The 20778-nt window shown below is 56.1% G+C and carries 18 protein-coding genes; 8 read left to right on the top strand and 10 right to left on the bottom strand.

Annotated elements, in window-relative coordinates; genetic code table 11:
• Nucleotides 1-162: 162 nt before the first annotated feature.
• The 4 genes from EDC27_RS13135 (at nt 163) to EDC27_RS13120 (ending at nt 4086) form a co-directional block, all read left to right on the top strand.
• Complete coding sequence (locus tag EDC27_RS13135; RefSeq protein ID WP_148045766.1) at nt 163-630, top strand: hypothetical protein; 468 nt, start codon at nt 163-165, stop codon at nt 628-630.
• Nucleotides 627-2165 (top strand): two-component system sensor histidine kinase NtrB, encoded by a 1539-nt coding sequence (locus EDC27_RS13130; RefSeq protein ID WP_123291086.1) that lies wholly within the window; start codon nt 627-629, stop codon nt 2163-2165. Before EDC27_RS13135 ends, EDC27_RS13130 begins: the two co-directional genes overlap by 4 nt.
• Nucleotides 2155-3606 (top strand): sigma-54-dependent transcriptional regulator, encoded by a 1452-nt coding sequence (locus EDC27_RS13125; RefSeq protein WP_245994571.1) that lies wholly within the window; start codon nt 2155-2157, stop codon nt 3604-3606. Before EDC27_RS13130 ends, EDC27_RS13125 begins: the two co-directional genes overlap by 11 nt.
• Nucleotides 3607-3885: 279 nt before the next feature.
• Complete coding sequence (locus EDC27_RS13120) at nt 3886-4086, top strand: (Fe-S)-binding protein (RefSeq protein WP_123291084.1); 201 nt, start codon at nt 3886-3888, stop codon at nt 4084-4086.
• A 105-nt stretch (nt 4087-4191) separates the two neighbouring features.
• Here EDC27_RS13120 and EDC27_RS13115 read toward each other — a convergent pair whose 3' ends face one another.
• The 4 genes from EDC27_RS13115 to EDC27_RS13100 are packed head-to-tail and all read right to left on the bottom strand — an operon-like array spanning nt 4192 to nt 8270.
• The gene (locus EDC27_RS13115) at nt 4192-5223 is read right to left on the bottom strand and encodes a thioredoxin domain-containing protein (RefSeq protein WP_123291083.1); all 1032 of its coding nucleotides are present in this window, start codon (nt 5221-5223) and stop codon (nt 4192-4194) included.
• Nucleotides 5210-6334 (bottom strand): SPL family radical SAM protein, encoded by a 1125-nt coding sequence (locus EDC27_RS13110; protein WP_123291082.1) that lies wholly within the window; start codon nt 6332-6334, stop codon nt 5210-5212. Before EDC27_RS13110 ends, EDC27_RS13115 begins: the two co-directional genes overlap by 14 nt.
• 10 nt (nt 6335-6344) lie before the next feature.
• A complete protein-coding gene (locus EDC27_RS13105; RefSeq protein ID WP_123291081.1) occupies nt 6345-7364 on the bottom strand; it encodes a hypothetical protein in 1020 nt (339 codons plus the stop codon).
• 6 nt (nt 7365-7370) lie between these two features.
• Nucleotides 7371-8270, bottom strand: a complete 900-nt coding sequence (locus tag EDC27_RS13100; RefSeq protein WP_123291080.1) for a phosphoribosylaminoimidazolesuccinocarboxamide synthase — start codon at nt 8268-8270, stop codon at nt 7371-7373.
• A gap of 404 nt (nt 8271-8674) precedes the next feature.
• On the opposite strand from EDC27_RS13100, the gene EDC27_RS13095 reads away from it, so the two are divergent.
• Together EDC27_RS13095 and tilS are read left to right on the top strand one after the other, a co-directional pair.
• Nucleotides 8675-9493, top strand: coding sequence for a hypothetical protein (locus EDC27_RS13095; RefSeq protein WP_123291079.1), 819 nt, complete (start codon nt 8675-8677; stop codon nt 9491-9493).
• Nucleotides 9490-10935: a tRNA lysidine(34) synthetase TilS gene (gene tilS, locus EDC27_RS13090; RefSeq protein ID WP_170161812.1), complete on the top strand. Its 1446-nt coding sequence runs from the start codon at nt 9490-9492 to the stop codon at nt 10933-10935. The genes EDC27_RS13095 and tilS overlap by 4 nt, the downstream gene beginning before the upstream one ends.
• On the opposite strand, the gene EDC27_RS13085 is transcribed toward tilS, so the two are convergent.
• From EDC27_RS13085 to EDC27_RS13060, 6 genes are all read right to left on the bottom strand, one after another.
• On the bottom strand, nt 10932-11264 hold the full coding sequence (locus EDC27_RS13085; protein ID WP_123291077.1) for a hypothetical protein: 333 nt from the start codon (nt 11262-11264) through the stop codon (nt 10932-10934). The two genes, tilS and EDC27_RS13085, sit on opposite strands and share 4 nt — an antisense overlap.
• 4 nt (nt 11265-11268) lie before the next feature.
• Nucleotides 11269-11553 carry an acylphosphatase gene (locus tag EDC27_RS13080; protein ID WP_123291076.1) on the bottom strand — a complete coding sequence of 95 codons (285 nt, stop codon included), beginning with the start codon at nt 11551-11553 and terminating at the stop codon, nt 11269-11271.
• Between the two features lie 24 nt (nt 11554-11577).
• Nucleotides 11578-13620, bottom strand: a complete 2043-nt coding sequence (gene ligA / locus EDC27_RS13075; RefSeq protein WP_123291075.1) for an NAD-dependent DNA ligase LigA — start codon at nt 13618-13620, stop codon at nt 11578-11580.
• Nucleotides 13617-14669: a DUF1786 domain-containing protein gene (locus tag EDC27_RS13070; RefSeq protein ID WP_123291074.1), complete on the bottom strand. Its 1053-nt coding sequence runs from the start codon at nt 14667-14669 to the stop codon at nt 13617-13619. The genes ligA and EDC27_RS13070 overlap by 4 nt, the downstream gene beginning before the upstream one ends.
• A gap of 105 nt (nt 14670-14774) precedes the next feature.
• Complete coding sequence (locus EDC27_RS13065) at nt 14775-15500, bottom strand: nucleoside phosphorylase (RefSeq protein ID WP_170161811.1); 726 nt, start codon at nt 15498-15500, stop codon at nt 14775-14777.
• Nucleotides 15501-15644: 144 nt separating this feature from the next.
• Nucleotides 15645-15917, bottom strand: a complete 273-nt coding sequence (locus EDC27_RS13060; RefSeq protein WP_123291072.1) for an HU family DNA-binding protein — start codon at nt 15915-15917, stop codon at nt 15645-15647.
• A gap of 417 nt (nt 15918-16334) precedes the next feature.
• On the opposite strand from EDC27_RS13060, the gene EDC27_RS13055 reads away from it, so the two are divergent.
• Together EDC27_RS13055 and priA are read left to right on the top strand one after the other, a co-directional pair.
• Complete coding sequence (locus EDC27_RS13055; protein WP_123291071.1) at nt 16335-17681, top strand: M23 family metallopeptidase; 1347 nt, start codon at nt 16335-16337, stop codon at nt 17679-17681.
• On the top strand, nt 17678-20149 hold the full coding sequence (priA, locus tag EDC27_RS13050; RefSeq protein WP_123291070.1) for a replication restart helicase PriA: 2472 nt from the start codon (nt 17678-17680) through the stop codon (nt 20147-20149). Before EDC27_RS13055 ends, priA begins: the two co-directional genes overlap by 4 nt.
• Nucleotides 20150-20778: the final 629 nt, after the last annotated feature.

Below are 20778 nucleotides of genomic sequence, written 5' to 3'. Positions count from 1 at the left end.
AGGCTGCCGCAAAGAAACGCAAGCACAAACGGACATTGACTTTCCCTTTGCGGCGATGCCCAGATCCCCATGGGGCAGGAAAGGTTGGCTTCCATGGCTTTGCAAAATTTTTTTTTCGTCCCCCTTTCCCTTTCTAGAGTAAGGCCCTTATTGGGCTTTGGTATGACCGCTCTTCTGGCGGCGCTGGCCGTCGGCTTCTTTCCCCAGAAGCTATACGCCACTCAGGTGCACTCGGAACCTGAAGGTCTCTACGCCCATCAATTGGGGCACCTTTTTTTTATTATCTCTATGGGCGTTTTCATCTACTGGCTTCGAGGCCGCCGCCTCATACGGCATAAAGGATGGCGTTATTTGCAATATTCTGCCCTTCTCTTCATTCTGTGGAATGCGGATGCCGCTTTGGTGCATCACCTGGAAAATCAGAATGATATCTTCCAGAAATTTTCCGAAGGGACGCTTCATGCCTACCTTCAGCCCTATGCCGGCCGTGAGTGGCTCACATGGATTTTCTTTTTGGTCAAGCTGGATCACCTGCTCTGTGTTCCCGCCATCATCTTTCTTTATTTGGCTTTAAGGGAAGTGCAGCGATCTCCCTTTCGGTTTTCGCCGCAGGATGATACAGGGTCATGACCATTCCGTTTTTTCCCATCCTTTTTGTGGATCTGGTGGGATCGGCGTGCATGGTGTTTTTCGCCGTGGCCTGTGTGCGCCTGTCTTATAGGCTCTATGTTCAGGACCGGGAAAACGTTCTCTATCTCTATCTACTCATGGTGTCGCACGCTTTGGCCGTTTTTGCCTTTTCTCGAAGCATAGGCCATATCGCCAAGCAATTGCTTCTTCTAGGAGGACACCGGCCCATCTGGGAGGCTCTCAGGCCGTACAGTGGGTCATTGAACACAATCAGTTTCTGTGTCGTGGGAGCGGTGACGCTCTTTTTTGAAAGAATCTGGAAGGTGCATCAGCAGATCCTTCGGGACCGACAGGCTTTGCAGAAGGCTCACGAGAGGCTGGTGTGGCTCAACCAGCGCCTCCAGCAGCTGGTGTCCGAGCGGACTGCGGAATTGGGGCGTTCCGAGCAAAAGTTTCGACGCATCTTTGAGGCCTCTCGGGACATGATTGCCGTGGTGGCGGAGAACGGCACCGTGTTGGACATGAATCCTGCAGGCCGTCAAATGCTGGGTATCGACGATATCGGTGGCGCCCCCGAAATGGAAACTCCCAGTTTGTCTTTTAGAACATTTTTCTTGCGACCCCAGGATTGGAATACCCTTAAGGAACGAGTCAGCCGAGAATCTTACGTGACAGATGCGGAAGTGGAGTTGATCAGTCGAGACGGCCGAGAAATCAGTGCGCTGCTCAGTGCCGCTTCCCAATGTGACCTTCAGGAAAGGGCCGAACTGATCTATTTGGTGGCCAAGGACATTACCCAGCGCAAGGTGATCCAACAGCAACTGCTTCAGGCGGACAAATTGGCTTCTATCGGACAACTCGCGGCCGGTGTGGCCCATGAAATCAACAATCCCTTGGGCATCATTTTAGGGTACACGCAACTTTTGATGCGAGAAGAACACCAGGGCACGGAACGCTATGAGGACTTAAAGACTATTGAAAAGCATGCGCGCACCTGCAAGGCCATCGTTGAAGATTTGTTAAGTTTTGCGCGCAGTGCCCACACACGAAAGGAACCGGTATTGGTGCAAGATTTGGTCCAGGAAGTCTTGGGTGTCGTGCGGCATAACCTGGAGTTGAAACACATTCAGGTGATCACCCACTTTGAGGCGTCCGTGCCGGAGGTGGTCGTGGACCGGAACAAGATGCGTCAGGTTTTCATGAACCTCATCATGAACGCGCAGCAGGCCATCGGCAGCGATGGCCGCATCGAGATTTGCACCTCCCTTGCGGAAAACGGCCACATGGCGGAGATCGCGGTTTCGGATACGGGAACGGGCATCGATCCTAAGCACTTGCCACGCATCTTTGATCCGTTCTTTACGACCAAGAGCACCGGCGAGGGCACGGGTCTGGGGCTCTCCGTGAGCTATGGCATTGTCAAGGATCACGGCGGAGAAATCCTCGTGGCCAGTGAACTGGGCAAAGGATCCGTCTTTACGGTTCGGCTTCCAGTCCCTTCGGAAAAGTTGGAGTGGATGGCTTGTGAAGTCTGAGGTGAATATGTCCGGGGCGCCAAAAGTTCCTAAAGACCGCATCCTTGTGGTGGATGACGAGCTGGATTTTCTGCGCCTTTTAAAACGCAGTTTGGTTAAAGACTTGGATTGCGAGGTCTTGACGGCGTCTTCGGGTGAAGCCGCGTTACAAATGCTCGATGAAGAGCCTGTGGACGTGGCCCTGGTGGATATGAAAATGCCCGGCATGGACGGTCTGGAAGTCCTGGAAGAGATGCGCACGAGGCATCCTTGGGTGACGGCCGTCATGATGACGGCCTATGGTTGCGTGGAACTGGCCGTTCAGGCCATGCGCCAGGGGGCCTATGATTTTATCACTAAGCCTTTTGATCACGAAACCTTGGTGTTTACGCTGCAAAAGGCTTTGGAACGCCATCGGCTGCTTCGCGAAAACATGCGGTTGCAGAGGTGGTACCAGGGGCAGAGCGCCTTTCAGAACATTGTGGGACGAAGCCCGGCCATGCGCCGTGTTTTCGAGACCGTGCAAATGGTGGCTGCATCGGATCTGACGGTTTTGATCACGGGGGAATCCGGGACGGGCAAAGACCTGGTGGCCCGAGCGATTCACGATCTTAGCGAGCGAAGCCGGGGACCCTTTGTGGCCGTCAATTGCCCTACGGTGCCGGAAAACATTCTGGAAAGCGAACTTTTCGGGTACAAGAAAGGGGCCTTTACCCACGCCACCCACAATAAGATTGGCCTCTTTCAGGAAGCCCATCGAGGAACCCTTTTTCTGGATGAAATCGGGGACATTTCCCCCGCCATTCAAACGAAACTTCTTAGAGTGCTTCAGGACAAGGCCATCAAGCCTCTTGGAGACACCAAAATGATCAAGGTGGACGTGCGCGTGGTGGCTTCTACTAACCGCAACCTGCAGGAAAAGATTCGTTCCGGCACATTTCGTGAAGACCTCTACTACCGCTTGAACGTGGTGCCCATCGAAATGCCACCTCTTCGCCAACGCCGGGAAGATATCCCGTTGCTGTGTGACCACTTTTTGAAGAAACACGGTGCAGAGCTTCGCCGGCCCCACAAGACGATCTCCCCTGAGCTCATGGAAATTTTTCTGGCTCGAGAATGGGACGGTAATGTGCGAGAATTGGAAAACACGATTATGCGCGGCATCCTGTTTGCCCCAGGCGATGAAATTCGACCGGAACATGTGGGACTCATGTCGAAACGCCGGTCGGACCATATTTTTGATGACGCCTCCTTTCAGCAGCTACCTTATAAACAAGCCAAAGAGGAAGTCCTTCGGCGCTTTCACCGCCAGTACCTGGAGAACCTTTTGGCTCGGTGCGGTGGGAACGTAACCCATGCGGCCAGGCAATGCGGTCTGGAGCGGCAGGCGTTGCAGCAGGTGATGCGTCGCTTTGGCATCAGTGCTGAAAAGTTCCGAAAGCCCAGCGAGACGGCGCCCTAGAAGAGCGTGCTCGAGAGCATGCAATGCCAAGGCCAATAGCATAACGCAAGATTTGACCCCATTGGCCCCTGGTTGACGACCCTAAGCGTCTTAGGTTAAATAATTCATAACCGCACCGCACGTTGAGTCGCTTTTCGGTTTTCTGTATCGGATTCCTCCATGCGGTCTTCTCGCGTGTTCCATGACCAAGACCTCCGCTTTTGACTGGGTGCAAGCGGCGCCACGAAGGCGCTGCCCGAAAAGCAACTCCCTGAATGCCAAGGGGAAGGAGGTGGAAGCATGAAGCTCAACGTCGTGGAAATCTTAAAGCATTTGCCGAAGACCAATTGCAAGGAATGTGGAGAGGCTACGTGCATGGCGTTTGCCGCCAAGCTGGCCAAAAAGGAAGTGGAGCTGAAAGACTGTCCGCCCATGTTCACGGAGGAATTTGCGGCCAAGAGAGAAATTCTGGAAAACGTGCTCATGGGCAAGGCGGCCTAGTCCCGCCACTAGGAGGCGCCCGCTTCCAAGACCGAGTCCATCGTTGGGTGCCGGGGTTGTCTCGATGGGAGGTCCGACCCCGGCCGTCCTCAAAACAGCCCGCCGTCAAGTTGTCTTCGCCAAGGCCAACGTCTTCAGAGTTTCTTCGCCCACTTCTCGAAGTTCCGAATCCTCGGCCTGTTTTTCGGTCCACCGAAGAACCTGTTCGGTCCACGTCGAGTCGCCCACGATTCCTGTGGCGTAGACCACGTCCCCCTGCACGGCAGCCGGAAGATCGGCCATGTTTTTCCAAAGCATGGGAAGATAGGCTTGGGCCTTGGCGGGGTCCTTATCTGCCAGTTCTTCAAGGACCACCAGCGCGCCCAGACGCACGGACCATTCGGCATGGGTGAGGATGGACGGAAAATCCGCCCACGAGGTGGCCGACGAGAGCATGAGGTGGCTCAATTCGTGGGCTTTTCCCTCTTTGAGCAATCGAATGGCCGCGGCGGCGGAAAGTTCGGTGTTTTGATCACGGTAGAGCACTTCTAGCACATGGATCACATCCACGCGCCCTGTCCACCGAAAATCCGCGCCCAAAAGAATTGTGGGCACAGATCGAATCCCGGCTGCCTGCGCCTTTTCCTGACAAAGCGAGGCATCCATCACGCGCACCGTCAAAGACGGCGCCACGAAAGGCAGAGGAGCCAGTTCAAAAAGCAGGTGCGCGCAATGGGGACATTGAACGGCCGTAAAGACCAAGAGTTCCCGCCGGTTTCGCCGGTCAACGAGCCTTTGCCAAAGATCGGGCCGACGGCGACGCAGAGCCGCCGTCGGCTCATGTTCCCATAGGCGTTGAGGTGACGCCGACGTTTCGTGAAAGAGGGCCAGAGTCTCCAGGAACGGCCTTAGTTCGGCTCCGGACGGTGCGGCGTGCCATATCCAGCCGTCCCCGATGAAAAAGCCCGGAAGCTCGTCCCTATCCTCAAAGGCCGTGTGCAGCGTGATCTGTGGCGAGAGGGCGGTGAGTTCTTCCGCAAAGATTTGAAGCGTTGCCGTGCGAGAGTCCCGCGTCGTTTGAAGCACCAAGGGAACGCGGCCGGTCACGTGGGCATTCCAGGCAAAAAGTGCCCTGCGGTCGTGCTCATTCAGCGGCATCATCGGCTCCTTGCCTTTGTGGTTCAATGCCCATGCGGTCCTTAACGGCCTTGTCCAACATGGCGGAAAGTCCTCCTTTTTGCGCAGGTTCCAGGCCGAATACGCGTTTCCAAATCCAAGGCCCTTCCATGCACAGGTAGACGCACAAAGTGGGGTCCCAGCGGTCAAGTTCTTCGACCATCCACCGATACAAATCAAGGCGAATGTCTCGAAAATACCGCATCTTGCCGTCCAACCCTCGAATGAATTCTCCCGTGGTGATACGGCTTCTGGGGTGATTTCGGTGAATCGTTCTTTTGAGTTCAGGCATGAACCGAAAGGCGCCCACGCTGATCCACACCACTCTGGCAGGATCGACGGCGTGAAAGAGAGCCTGCAGCGTGCGGCGGTACCCTTCGCGCCAACCTGGATACTCGATCATGGGATCGAAGTGAAAGCCCAAGAAATAGCCCCATTGCGCGCATCGTTGCGCGGCGCGCAGCCGCGCCTTTAACGGAGCCGATCGCGGTTCTTGGGTTCGAATGATTTCTTCGGCATTCAACGACCACGACACCAGCGTGTGGCCTCGATGGTCCAGATCCTTCAACGGGGCCACGTGGTCTGTCTTGGTTTTCAGTTCCAACACCGCGTTGGGCAGGCGACCAAAAAGGGGTACCAGGTGTTGCGACAATCCCGTCCATGGGTCCAGGAGAAGAGAATCGGTGAATTCTCCGGTTCCAGCTCGAAACAACCGATGCGGTGCCAAAGTCGGAACCGCCTGCACTTCTGCCAGAAGGTCATCCAGATTGCCGAAAATTCTAAGGTTTGGGCTTTCAAAATAGGCCTGCAAAATGCAATAGGTGCAGTCCAGGTTGCACTGGGTGCCGATGTGCACAATCTGATAGCCGCAGCACTCATAGATTTTTGTTCCCGGGCACGATCGCCAGAACCGTCCCTTGTAATGAACCACCTCCAAAAGACCTGGAGTTCTTTCATGGGATTCCGGAATCTTGTCCACGTAGGTTACGGGAACCCTCGGCAGTCGCTCCCGCAAGGTGCGGACCACGGGGCTTTTGGCCACGGCGTGTTCCACAATGAGGTGGGTGATGGGCGTTTTGTACGTCGGTTTCATGATGCTGAATTCACGCGTTGCCGGGCGAGGGTGGCGCCGGAGTGCTTTCGTCGTACGCCGTCGAATGGTCGAGGAGGCGAAAAAGGGCGTAAAAGGCCGGGGTCTTGAAAAGGGATGCGCAGGTCTCAACGGAGGCGGCCAATTCTTCAGGGGTGCGAAATCGCAGCTTGAGTTCCCACACATCGCCTTCAAGATACGGAGGCGGTGTGAGGGAGGCGGTCGCAGGCAGGGGTATTTGATCGATGGCGCGCTGCATGGCGGTCATCTTCTTCACCAGTCGTGGATAGCGCCAACGAGACAAGAGGTCGCGCACGGCGGCCGTTTTTTCCCGTCGATTGCGATCGCCATCCTTCAAAATGGCTTGGATTTCCTGGGATTGCAAAAGCCATTGCAGCGACACGCCGTCTCGGTGGGCAATGTCGTTGCAGCGTTCCAGAATTTCCACCTGAAGGCTGGCACTGCACCGTAGGACCTGCATCAGTTGAAGAAAAGCGTCCCGATCTGCTTCGGGGAAAGGGGCCAAAAGAAGAGCCGTTTTTTCCGCAATTCCATCGTGCGCCAAAAAGCTCAAGTGCCGTGAAGGCCAAGCGGCGATAGAGCACCACAGCGCGAGAGTTTTAGGAGTGCCGGAAAGACCAAGAGTCGGGCCGATTCTTCGCTGCAGTTCTTCCTTGGAGCTCAGGGAAGCGTACTTGGCCAAAACCTGGGCTCTTTCGGCCAGATTCAGGGTACGCGAAAACATCTTGGTCTCAAGTCGAAGCTTCAGAAGCTCGGTTTCACTGGATGCCTCGGGATAGATGAGAGCATGCACGCGATCGGCTCGGGCTTTGAGCCAAAAAAGCCTTTTGAATCCATCGACAATGACGAAGTGCTGCGGCGCCTTTTCCCACAACGTCGGAGGCACAAGAATGCCCTCCCTTTCCAAGGATCTTTCCAGCGCCTCGTCGGGCACATAGCCTGGAATGGCAAAGGCATCCTCATGCCAGTCTATTTTAGACAGGGAAACGGAAGCGAGGGTTGCCGATTCCATAAATCCTTACAAGTTGAGACCGCGCCCTGTGAGTCGTTCTAAAGCTTCCAGGTACCGGGTTCGCGTGTTGTGCACCACGACCTGGGGCAGTTCCGGCGCCGGTTGTTCGGGGTTCCATCCGATATCCACCAGATAGTCGCGAAGGTATTGTTTGTCGAAACTTTCAGGATTGGATCCAATGCGGTATCGATCCGCTGGCCAGAATCGGCTAGAATCCGGGGTCAGAACCTCGTCGATAAGAATCAAGCGGCCGTCGACAAGGCCGAATTCCAGTTTGGTGTCCGCCAATATAATGCCCTTGCTCAAGGCGTAGGCAGCCGCCTTTTCGTAGATGGTCAGGGTCACGTCCCGCACGCGCGCCGCCAGCTCGTTTCCGATACGATGAGCCATTTCTTCATAGGAAATGTTTTCATCGTGAGCGCCCCGTTCCGATTTGGTGGACGGCGTGAAAATGGGTTCAGGCAGCCTTTCGGCCAGCCGAAGGCCTTTGGGCAGGGCAATGCCGCATACCGATCCGGTTTTTTGGTAATCCTTCCAGCCGGAACCCACCAGGTATCCTCGAACAATGCATTCCACGGGAAGAGGTTTGGCTTTGCGGACCCACATGGATCGGCCCGAGAGGGTTTCGGCATAGGGCGCACAGGAAGCGGGAAAGGCGGCGACGTTGGTGTCAATGAGGTGATTTTCTACCGTGTCCCTCAGAAAATCGAACCAGAAAAGAGACAGCTGGGTGAGAATGGTGCCCTTGTCCGGAATGGGTGTGCGCATGACCACGTCAAAGGCGGAAATGCGGTCTGTGGCCACAATGAGCAAAGAATCGTCCAGGTCGTAGATGTCGCGGACTTTGCCTCGAGATTTGAGCTTGAGGGATGGAAAGTGCGTCGCAAAAAGTGGCGGCGCCTGCATGGAATACTCCTTTGTTCGTGACAGATGGCGCGCGTTGCCTCGGGCGACGACGCCATTTGTTAGCGGTCCAGGTAGCCTTTTCACTGCCCCTCAAGGGTGAAGTGACCCTCTGCTTAGGGCCGTTTTTTGTCGAGGAGCCCCGCGAGGCGCGATTGGCTTGAGGTGACCGCACGCCTATGGCAGTGCCGTTTGCCTTGATCGCGGCTTTCGCCGTTCCTACAGGGACCCAGAGGCGCTTTTTTTAGCACAGGTTTTTTCGAGCGCGAAAGAAATAAGACAATGGCTTAGGGAGGCCAGCGCCGAACCCTGAGGGTTTCCAGGTTGACCACAGGAAGCGGCTTTTGGTAAGGTGCCGCAATGGGGCATCAGACGGTGTGGCATGGACTTCAACGTGGGCGTTTGTCATGGATGCAGCAGAACAAAAGGTCAAAAAGAACCTGAGCGGCGTAGCCGCCTTGTTTGACGATGCGGAACGCAAAGAGCTCTTCCGCAAGTACCTCATCTTTCTTGCATGGCTTGAGGTCGCCATTTTCCTGGGCTGCTGGTTCTATCAGCTGGGAACCGATGGCTACGACCGTTTCGGTCCGGTGGAGCGGCATTTCCCGTGGAAGGTCTACTTTCTCTTAGCGTTTCTTGTACCGGTGGCCGTGACCTTTCTTTTGGGAACTATTGTGGCGGGGTTCAATCGCTATTTTGCCGTTCACAATGCGGCGCACGAATCGAACCCCAGCGACAAGGATGGAATGCACGCCGGCTTGGAAGACGGAAAAATTTACAAATTGGTCACCCTGGTGGCTTGGATGGAAAAGCTTCCCTACTTGGGGCTTCTCGTGCTGCTGGCGGCCGCCATCGGGATTGTGTACCATCTGGATGTGGTGCTTCGAGTGATCGGCGAAATTGGGGAGCACACCGTGCGGTTGGGGCTGATGGTTGGGGGTGCTCTCCTGGCTGCGGCATGTTTCTTCGCTCTGGTCTTTCTCCTCTTGAATTACAAGCTGCGGAAACGATCCATGGAATACCACTACAAATCACAGGTAGCCGAAAAATACGGCCTGGTCATTCTTGAAGACAATACGGTGCTCAACCGAGATGGCAAGCTTCTTGTGCGAGGCAAGAAGTGGAAAGATGCGGTGCCGCTCCTGGACGTGACGCCAGAAAGCTCTTCCAGGTCGGTGCCTCAGGAGGCTCTGCCGCAGGCCACGGTACCCGATTGCAACACGTGACGCCACGCCGCCTTGATTCCTTTGAACGCCGCACTTTGCAATTCCTGCAGCACCATCACGTGGTGGTTTCCGAAAAGACTCTGGGCGCTGCCGTGTCCGGAGGGCCGGATTCCGTGGCGCTGTTGAACGTCCTGTGTTCGCTGAAACCTCACCTAGGCTATCGCACCCTCAAGGTCATCCACTTCGATCATCGACTTCGCGGCGAAGAGTCCACGGCCGATCGCCGTTTTGTCGAAAAGTGTGCCTCGCACCTCGGCTTGGAGGTTGTGGTGGGTTGTGGGGATGTGCGGCGAGTTCAAAGGGAAAGAAAAGTTTCCTTGGAAATGGCGGCGCGCCAATGCCGCCGGGATTTCTTTCTAGACCTTGTGCGCCGTGGCGAAGTGGAAAGGATTGCCGTGGGCCATACGGCGGACGATCAAGCCGAAGAAATCCTCCTGCGTCTATGGCGCGGCACGGGGCCTTCGGGCATGCAAGGCATGCGGCCGGAAACGGGGGAAGGGCTGCTGCGCCCTCTCTTGTGGGCGCATCGTGAGGATATCTTCGGCTACCTGAAGGCCCGGCGATTGGCATTTCGAGAGGATGCCACGAATCGGGAAGGCTTCTGCCAAAGGAATCGTCTTCGACACGAGGTTTTTCCGCTCCTGGAGCAGATTTTTCACCCAAAGATTCGAAATGTTCTGTGCCGCCACGCCGACTTGGCCGCTCTGGAAGAAAACTTCTGGAACGAACAGGTAAACCAGGTCTGGGACGCTGTGGTACGTTCTGAAGCGGCGCATACTGTGGTGCTGGATGTGCCGAGCATGAGGGCCCTGCATGAAGCTTTGTCGCTCAGGGTGTTTCGAAGGGCTTTGGAAAAGATGGGTTGTTCATTCGGGATCTTTGCCGTGCATTGGCAATCCTTGGAAGGCTTACTGCGGCGCTCTTCATCCGGCCGTGAACTGAGACTCCCTCGAGGCATTCGAGCCGTGCGCGAAGGGACAGCCCTTGTGCTTACAACCCGTGTGGCCGAAAAACCTCCCTTAAGGCCCCATGAATTTTCCGTTCCCGGCCGATACCTCCTGACGGATTTTGGTGCAGAAATTTGGATCGAGACCTTGCATGATTCGCTAAACACTGTGGAAAGTGGGTTGCTTCTCTTGAGGGAAAAGCACCGGGCAGATCTTTTGATGGCCCTAATGGACGCTGAGAGCCTGCGCTGGCCTCTTGTGGTGCGATCCTTTAAGCCCGGAGATCGCTTTCGCCCTTTGGGCGCTCGAGGATCAAAAAAACTGCAGGACTTTTTCACGGACGCTAAAGTGCCTCGTCGCCTTCGCGCCCGTGTGCCGCTGTTGTGCGATCAGGAAAAAATCTGTTGGGTCGTCGGTTATCGTCTGGACGATCGAGTCAAGGTCACCCATCACACCCAAAGAATTCTCAAAATGCGTTGGCGGCCTTTGGGTTAGCCGCTTCGAATGATCAAAAAATAGACGTTGACGGCCAGCAATCCCAGACATCCTCCCGCAAAGGGTAGAAGCTTATCCAGCGTGAGGGCTTCTCCTGAAGGGGGCAGAGTGTAGTGCAAGAGGAAGACAAAGGCGACCAGGGAACAGGCCACAAGAAGGGTGCGTAGGGCCTTTTTCCAGAGAATCCAGCCGAGAAAGGCGATGACGGCCACCCAAAACAGCGGTTCATGCAGCACCGCGTTCCAGTCTACACTTCGCAAGGTTTCGCCGACCTTGGTCATGTTGTATTCCTTAAGAAAGCCCAAGACCTTTTGCCATGTGTCGTTCATGGGTTCATCTCCATGAGCGCACGCCGAAATCAGCGAATTCACCCTGATACGGTTCTTCGTGAACCTCCACGCCATCGACCCGGCTCAGAGGACTTCCTCGATGGCACCACTGGACCATGGCCTCCACAGCAGACGCGTCGCCTTCGAAAACCGCTTCCACTCGACCGTCGGGGACATTGCGAACCCATCCGGTAACCCCGTGGTTTCTGGCGGCTTCCTGGGTGTACGCTCTGAAAAAAACCCCTTGCACTCGGCCGGAAATCCACACATGAACGCGTTTCTTTTCCATCCCTTGTCCTTTCCGTTCCCGTCGTCAGCGTGCTGCAGGGTCCAGATGTTTCAAGAAAGCCTCCTCATCCATGACGGCCACGCCGAGGGCTTTGGCTTTTTGCAGTTTGGATCCGGGATTTTCGCCGACAATGACCACATCTGTTTTTCCACTCACCGAACCGCTCACCCGCGCCCCCGCTCGACGCAGCCGCTCCGTGGCCTCGTCTCGAGTCATGGACTTCAGGGTTCCCGTCAGAACCACCGTCTTGCCGTGCCAGAAATCGTGCCCATTTCGCGAAGTCGTTTCCGACATCAAGGCCTTCGGTCGCACGCCGACTTCCAGCAGGGACCGAATTGCCTTTTCATTCTCTTCATTTTCAAAATATCGGCAAAGACTTTCTGCAACTTTATTGCCAACGCCTTCCACGGCCACAAGATCTTCATAGCTTGCCGTGCGCAGCGCTTCAAAGGACTTGAACCGGTCGGCCAGAACGGCGGCCAGATGGGAGCCCACCAAGGGAATGCCCAGAGCATAGAGAAAGGAAGACAGGTCGGGTTCTCGAGTCTTTTCAATGGCGCGGATGAGATTGGCGGCGCTTTTTTCAGCAAATCCCGGCAGGGTGAGAAGATCGGCTTCGGTGAGTCGATAGAGATCCGCAGGATAATGCACCATGCCGCGTTCCACCAGAAGGTGAATGATTTGTTTGCCAAGCCCTTCGATGTTCATGGCTTCCCGGCTGGCGAAATGGCGCAGGGCTCCCTCGATTTGCGCCGGACAGCTGCGGTTCATGCAGCGATGCACCGCTTCCCCGTTCAATCGCACCACGACCCCATGGCAGGCAGGACATCGGTTCGGCATGACAAAAGGGCGTTCGGATCCGTTCCTTTTTTCCACAACGGGACGGACCACTTCGGGAATCACATCCCCGGCGCGGCGCACGATCACATGGTCGCCGATGCGAATGTCCTTGCGTTGAATTTCGTCCATGTTATGCAAAGTCGCCCGGCGGATAACAACCCCTGCCAAAGACACGGGCTCCAGGTGGGCGACCGGTGTGAGCACGCCGGTGCGTCCCACTTGAACGGCAATGTCCACAAGCTGTGTTTCCGCCACGTGCGCCGGGAATTTGTAGGCGACGGCCCATCGAGGACTTCGCGTTTTTTCTCCCAGAACGTGCTGCCAGTCCAGGCGATTGACCTTATAGACCACACCGTCCACTTCGTAGGGCAACTCAGGCCGCCGTGCTTCCAGTTCTCTATAGTAATTCAGAGCCGCCTGCAGCCCGTGGCACAAACGCGATAAGGGATTTACGGGTAGTCCCCATCGCTTCAAGGCGTTCAAAAGGTCCCACTGGGTTTCCAATCGAGGTCCTTCCAAAAGGCCGACGCCGTAACAATAGGCCTTTAGGCGCCTTTGCGCCGTGATGCTCGAGTCCAATTGGCGCAAAGAACCGGCGGCGGCGTTTCGCGGATTGGCGAACAGGGGTTCCCCTTGAGCTTCCCTCTGTCGGTTGAGGTCCTGAAAGTCCTTTCGATTCATGAACACTTCGCAGCGCACGGTGAGGATGGAAGGAATGGGCGGCGCATCGGAAGGGGCAAACAAAGTCCAGGGAATGGCTCGTATGGTTTTGACGTTCGGCGTCACGTCTTCCCCACGGTATCCGTCCCCTCGCGTGCCGGCTCGGCTGAGGTGGCCGTTTTCATAAAGGAGTTCAACGGCCAGACCGTCCATCTTGGGTTCTGCGGTGTAGTCGATGGTCTCGACAACTCCAAGCATTTTTTGGACCCTTTGATGAAATTCGACCATTTCCTCTTCATTCATGGCGTTTTCCAGGCTCAGCATGGGTACCGGGTGTTCAAAGACATCAAAGGCTTCTAAAGGTGGAAATCCCACACGGGCCGTGGGCGAATCGGAGGAGGCCAGTTCCGGGTGCGCCGCTTCCAACGCCTGAAGCTCTCGGAACAGCTCATCGTATTCCGCATCACTGATTTCCGGGTCATCCAGGGCATAATAGCGGTAGTTGTGGTAACGGATGAGTTCTCGCAGTTCTTCGACACGCTGTCGAATATCTTCCCGGCTGCTCATGCCAAGACCTCTCCATAACCTTGAGCCCACAAAGCCGCCTGCAAAAGGCCGAAGCAACCCGTGAGCATCATGTCTCCAAAGGGCGCCGCAAAGAGGCTTTGTTCCTCAAACAATTGGCGACGTCGAGGCCCCGTGACCAAGGTTGTTTCAAAGGAGCCGTTCAGCGGCTCTGGACCATAGGCGCACCCGTGGCCGCCGTCCTCAAAGACTTCTTCTTGGGTCAAAAGCCCTTGACGAAAACGTCTTAAATGTTCGGAAAGCTTCACGGGGTTCAGCATACCTGTGTGGTGTTCGTAGATTGCCAGAACGTGAAAATCTCGAATGAGCGCGGCGATGGTGTGCCCGTTGCCCACATTGACCACGGTTCCGCCGTGCGCCATGGCTTGGCGTGCTCGAGGGTCCAGAAGCGCCCCGAGGATGGCGGCGATGCCTGTGTCGAGCACCAAAGCGTGAGGGCAATCGGCGAGAACGGCCTGCATGCGGGTCATGAAGGACGGTGGTGGTTCCAAGGCCAGGGCCTGCAGATCGCCGCCGCGATGCAGGAAGTCGTGCCAGTAGCGGAACCGGAAAAGGCGGTTGCTTTCCTTGGGCGAAAAGCCGTGGTCTTGAACCGCCACGGCGACACCGTCAGGCAGCGGAACACCAAAAAGGCTCATGGCTTGACCGATACGGTCCAGATCCAGGTCTCGCAGTAAGACCTGGCACACTCCGTTCGGTGCTGCCTCGGTCACCGTGACGCCCATGGCCTGAACCCGTGCCAGATCATCGTGCAGTGTGAGCGCCGCTTCAGGCAAGGCATAGACTCGAAGCCCTGCTTCGAGGTGACGGACCACTTCGCGAACGCACGGCCCTCCGCCCATGGTGCGCCCGACCAGAACCACATCCTGCCTCTTTTCTCGCAAGGCGCGCAGCTGCTGCGCCACCCGTTGAGTGGGGGATGGCATGACCATCTTGGTGGCATTTTCCATAAGGTTGCCTTCAAACCAGCACAGAATATCTTGCGTACCGGTACCAATATCCACCGCCAGGACGCCGCGGGCTGAATTCATGAAGCTTCCTCCTTGAGCGCTCAACCGAGAAAGAGAGCTGTATTCCTAGAAAAAATACACGCAATGTTCAAGCGGGAGCAAGTGTTCCGGTGCGGGGACTAGTCATCAAAATAGGTGCCGTAAAAGTGCGGGCACACGTTTTCGCGTTTCTTGAAACCGAGGGTCTCGAAACCCGTGCCGCCATCGAAGCCGGGAAAGATCGTCGGAAACCACCAGAACCCCCGCCAAATCGATGCCTCGAAAGGCCGCCACCGTGAGCAAAGCGGACATTTCCATGTCCACGCCGAGGGCACCCTTTTGCTGATATAAAAAGACTTTTTCCTTAGTTTCTCGATAAGGGGCGTCCGTGGACCACACGGACCCCTTGTGCACCCTGAAAGCCTTGTCTTTCTGAAGCAGTGTTTGCAGTTGCTGCAGTAAAGCCGGAGATGGAGTGGCAGGAGTGGAAAGTGGATAGTGGGACGAGGTTCCTTCTTCCGAATACGCGGACGTAGGCAAAACCACATCGCCGACGGACACGTGAGGCTGTAGGGAACCGCACCATCCCAAAGCCACGACGCGGCGCACGCCCAGCACAATGATCTTTTCAAGAACCATAACCGCCTGAGGGGCTCCGATCATGGGACCCACAAGAACCACACCCGCCGCGTGGTCCTCGGCCACCACAACGTCGCTCAAGAAGAGACGCGGTCGCGGCTGCGTTTCAGGCCATTGGGCTCGCATGAGGCCCATGTCCTGCTGGGTGAACACCAAAAAGGCGTGGGCAGGTAAAGGAGTGTCTTTGCGGGATCGAGCGGGTTCGATGAGGGCTTTGGATACGGGTTTTACCATGGGGTGTACAAAAGGTGTCGAGTGTTCAGAAAGACCGAGAAAAAACCCGGCCATCAAAAGGCACGCGCCGGGTTTTTTCTCATCCGGCCCCTGAAATCTGCCCCGGAAGACCCGGAACAGGGAATTTCATGACAGAGCCAGGGGTTACGACAAAGCTTCTTTGAGCTTACTTCCCGCTTTGAATTTGATGGTCTTGCTCGCCGCAATGGTGATCGTTTCGCCCGTGCGCGGATTACGCCCTTCCCTCTCAGCCCTTTCGGCGACACTGAAGGTGCCAAAGCCCACCAGGGTCACCTTGTCCCCTTTGGCCAAACTGTCGGCCACAGCGTTCAGGAAACTGTTCAACGCCTTTTCTGCCGCGGCCTTGGTGATGCCCGCTTCGTCGGCCATTCTGGAAATGAGATCCGCCTTCGTCATACTCTCCTCCTCTGTTTATCGTTAAAGCCTGCCCCCACTCTTGACAACACACCAAAAGGAAGCATTGGAACGAGGACAGATGCGCAATTATCAAGGGCTGACGGTTCACGATGCGTACAGCAACTATACTAAGCGAAAGGCCCTTGGCAACCCAGAAATCGCCGAAAGGGCGCATGAAATCAAGTTTTTTTTCACCAGCCCACCCCTGCCCCGAAGGCGGTGGCTCACATTTGAAAAGATAACATAAGAACAACAATGGGTTAGTGAAAGCGTCGTGCGAAGCCAAGGGCGAAGGCCTTGGCTTTGCTTTGACCGGTTCTTTGCGGGTATGCTAGGTTCTAGGCGCTAGGATGATCTGATGGGGCAGGTTTTTTCCTGGTCTCTGGAACGGTTTCTTGCGGTTTTTGTGGAGAAACAATGAGATTGTACGACCCACCTAAGAGGCGGCGATGGTTTTTTCGATGGCTTGGTATTGGGGTGTTGGGTCTTTTAGTGGGACTATCCACGTGGCGAAATCTCAATCCGCCCGCTGGGAACGGCGACAAGCTGAAGGCCATCCGTGGGAAGGCGGAAGAGATAGTTTCCTCATCACCTCCGCAAACGGTCTATGAGGATGTTTTCTTTCTGGAATTGCAGCACTGGAATCGCCTGGAAAGAAAAATGTATACGGTTCAATCGGGGGACAGCTTGAGTAAAATCCTTCATGATTTGGGCGTTTCAGCGCAGAATCTAGGAGCGTGGCACAAGGAATCTCTTGCACTGTGTCGCCCGGAAGATCTCAAGGTTGGCGATCTTTTGGAAATCGATCTGGTGCGGGGCACCCAGGATCCTGTGCGGTTGGAGATACAGGGCGAAGGAGGAGAACGGCGCCTTTTTTTAAAACAAGGGGATGCGTGGGTCTGTCGCATCGAAACACCCCCGGCTTTTACGCTTACCGAAACTGCTTTGGGAACCATTCAAGACAATCTGTACAGTTCCTGTGTGGACCAGGGCATGCCCGCCAAACTGATCATGGATCTGGCGGACCTCTTTGCCTACGACATCGATTTCACATCCGATTTGCGTCCCGGGGATCGCTTTGCCGTCCTTTACGAGATCACCGTGGGCAACGGCCGACTCATCAAGGCGGGCCCCATTCAAGCGGCTCGAATGAACGTCTCGGGGCAGACGTACGAGGCCTATTTGTATGAATTTCCGGACGGTTTTCGAGATTACTTTGATGCCCGGGGGCGGTCCCTGCGGAAAATGTTTTTGAAGGCTCCTTTGAGTTACCGGCGGATCAGTTCCACATTTACCTATCGCCGACTGCATCCGGTGCTAAAAATTTTCAGGCCTCACCTGGGCATCGATTACGCTGCTCCCGCCGGCACACCGGTTAGTGCCATAGGCGACGGGAAGGTGATTAAGATGGGGTGGAACGGCGGTTTTGGTCGTTACGTGGAAATCCAGCACAACGGTGTCTACAGAACCTCCTACGGCCATTTGTCCGCCTTCGCCAAGGGGCTCAAAAAGGGTGCCCGCGTAAAGCAAGGCGATGTCATCGGGTACGTGGGTTCTTCGGGTCTGGCCACCGGGCCGCACCTGGACTTTCGATTCTACAAGAACGGAAAGCCGGTGAATTTTCTCAAGACCGCGTTTCCCCACGCTCGATCCATTCCTGCGAATCTCATGGCGGACTTTGGGAAAAAACGGCGCGAACTTGAATCCCAACTGCGTTTGACGGCCGTGGCTTTCCACGGGACAGGGGAGTCCCGCCATCCATGAACTCAAAGGATTCCGAGTCCTTTGCTTTGTGCGCCGTGTTGAGAGGCCCGGCCGAATGTTTATCCTATCGACTCCCCGAATCATGTCGAGGCCTGAATCTGGTGGGCCGTCGTGTTGTGGTGCCCTTGGGATACCGCGAAGCTGTGGCCGTGGTGGTGGCGGTGGAAGAACATCTTCCCGCGCATCTTGGCAAGGAGGCCCTCAAGGATATTCGCCTCGTGGTGGATGAAGCGCCGCTTCTTCCCGAAGATTTGATGCGCCTGTGTCAATGGATGTCCCGCTACTATTTTCATCCCCTACCTTCGGTGCTTGAAGCCGTTTTGCCGTCAAGCCATTTTGCCCATCCGGAAAGGTACTATCGCCTGACCCAACAGGGGCGCCATGGGCTACAAGGGGTTGGGCGGCCTGAAGGAAAGTCCGCCGGCGGTCTCGCTTTGGAAAGGGCGTTTCTGGAATCCGGAGAGCTTGGACCGAAGGATTTGGAAAGCCTACCTAAGGGCTGGAAGGCCCACCTGAAGCGCTTGGAATCCCTTGGCTGGATTTCACGCCATGATGTGTGGCCGTCCTTGGTGCCTTCCACCAAGACCCAGAAAATCGTCGTGTTGCGGAGCGTTCCCGATGAAAAGCGCATTGCCGCGAGCGCTCACCTGCGACGTTTCTTAACCGTGCTTCGGGACTCCGGCGGCACATGCCCTCTGGCAGACCTTCGCCGCCAGGTGCCTCAGGCGTCCTATTGGGTTCGAAAGCTGGCGGCCGAAGGCGCCATCGGCGTGGAGGAACGGGACATTCTCAGAGAATCCCCTCTGGCCCAGGATCTGAAACCCCGTGCTTTGGTGACGCTTACCCCAGAGCAGCAAGCCGCAGTGGCCATGATGATCGAGGCGGTCTCGTCCCCAACTTTTAAGCCGTTCGTCCTTTACGGCGTTACGGGAAGTGGAAAGACGGAAATCTATCTGCGGCTTATTCAAGAGACGGTGGATCAGGGGCGCACGGCTCTGGTGTTGGTTCCCGAAATTGCCCTGAGCACCCAGTTGGAGGCGCAGTTTCGAGCGCGTTTTGGAGAGGCCCTGTCCGTCTGGCACAGTGGATTGGCTTCGGGGGTTCGAGACGACCAGTGGAAAAAAATCACGTCAGGCCAAGCCTCCGTGGTGCTGGGAGTCCGCTCCGCGGTGTTGAGTCCCCTGAAGAACGTGGGGCTGATCGTGGTGGATGAAGAACACGACGTGTCCTACAAGCAGGACGAGCGGCTGCGCTATCACGCTCGAGACGTGGCGGTCATGCGCGCCAGAATCGCAAATGTGCCGGTCATCCTCGGTTCCGCCACGCCATCCCTGCAATCCTTTTATCACGGCCGCACCGGCCGCTACACTTTGGTGACCTTGCGTAAAAGGGTGGAAGGTCGTCCGCTGCCGCACATGCATATTGTGGACATGAGACGCCATCGCGGCCCTTTTCGCGTGCTTTCTCCCGAGTTGGTCCAGGCGTTGAAGGAAACGTTTCAGGACGGCGGCCAGGCCATGCTGTTCTTGAACCGCCGTGGATTTGCGTCCTTTTTCCTGTGCCGCTCCTGCGGCGCCGTGCTTCAGTGCCCTCATTGCGCCGTGAGCCTCACATATCATCAGAGCTTGGAGCGTGTCTTGTGCCATTATTGCGGCCATGAAGAGGCGGTGCCTGGCCTCTGCTCGGCATGCGGCAAGGGGTCCATGGTGCCTTTTGGTTTCGGCACCGAACGCGTTGAAGAAGAGCTGCACCGGACCTTTCCTCAGGTCAAAACCCTGCGCATGGATCGGGACACCATGACCTGCGCCTCCAAAGTGGTGCAGACCTTGGAGGCCTTTCGATCCCAAAAGGCTCACGTGCTGGTGGGGACCCAGATGATCACGAAGGGCCATGACTTTCCGCACGTCACTCTGGTAGGGGTCATCAATGCGGATACCTCTCTGCAAATCAGCGATTTTCGTTCCGGAGAAACAACGGCTCAACTGCTGATGCAGGTGGCAGGTCGTGCCGGCCGGGGAGAAAAGCCGGGTCGTGTGGTGCTTCAAACCTACAATCCGCACCATCATGTCATTCAGGCGGCAGCCACCTTGGACTACGATCATTTTTGCGAACATGAATTGACGTCCCGCCGCACCCTTCAGTATCCGCCCTTTACACGCATGGCCCGTGTGCTGGTGACAGGTCCGCATGGGCACGTGACCGCGCAAGCGGCTGCGGAACTCGGGCGCATGGGCCGAGCCGTCCAAGCGGCCTTGAAAGCCAAGGGCATTCCTCTGGCCATCCTGGGTCCGGCTCCGGCACCCATTCAGAAACTGAAAAGGCGATACCGGTATAACCTCTACGTGAAAGCCTGGACGGCCGAGGATCTTCAAACGGCTGTGGAAAGCCTTCTTGAGCAGGCGGCGCAGCAGGCTTTCTTGGCTTCTGTTCAGGTCACCGTGGACCGAGATCCTGTGTCGAGCCTTTGACGACATGGGGTCAGACCTTTACTTTTTATTCGCAGGTCCGAAAAAAGGACTCGCTCTTACGCTCGAGTGACCGGGGGTGGGGGAGGCAGAAGACCGGCGGACGCGACCCAATACGTTACCCGGCACGCGTTTCCCGATCAAAAAACCTCGTGGTGTGGAGGTGGGGAGCATCCTGTTGATGACCTACCGGTCGATACCCGCAAACAAATGGATCACATGGTCAGTGGCGCGTTTCGGGCTGCCTCGGTGCCTCGCCGAGACATGGATCAGGCCGGCCGGTGAGTCATTTTTGAAATCAAGGCCGACAAACCCACCGTCTGGGCCGGTGCCTTGTGCAGCCCAACGCAAGGAAGGCTAGACTCACTCCGGGGGTTTTGTTGTAATAAGCGCATCCCTAAAAAATATCGGCCCCATAACCCCGATGCAGGCACTGAAAAAACGGGAGCGAAAATGGCATCAACTTTTTGTTACATCGGTTCATAATGTTACGGGACTGGAAAAAATCGTCGTCCGTTGGCATCCAACCCTGGGCGGCAAACACCACTACAGAAAATTCAACGTCAAAAAAGGGGCCGTCAACCTCTGCTTGTTAATAGGTGGTGGATTTGGGCGGTGGGCCTTGTCTTGCA

Origin of the sequence: Desulfosoma caldarium (genome assembly GCF_003751385.1) — a bacterium.
In the GTDB taxonomy this organism is placed as follows: Bacteria; Desulfobacterota; Syntrophobacteria; order Syntrophobacterales; family DSM-9756; genus Desulfosoma; species Desulfosoma caldarium.
This window is presented reverse-complemented; position numbering and strand designations above follow the sequence as displayed.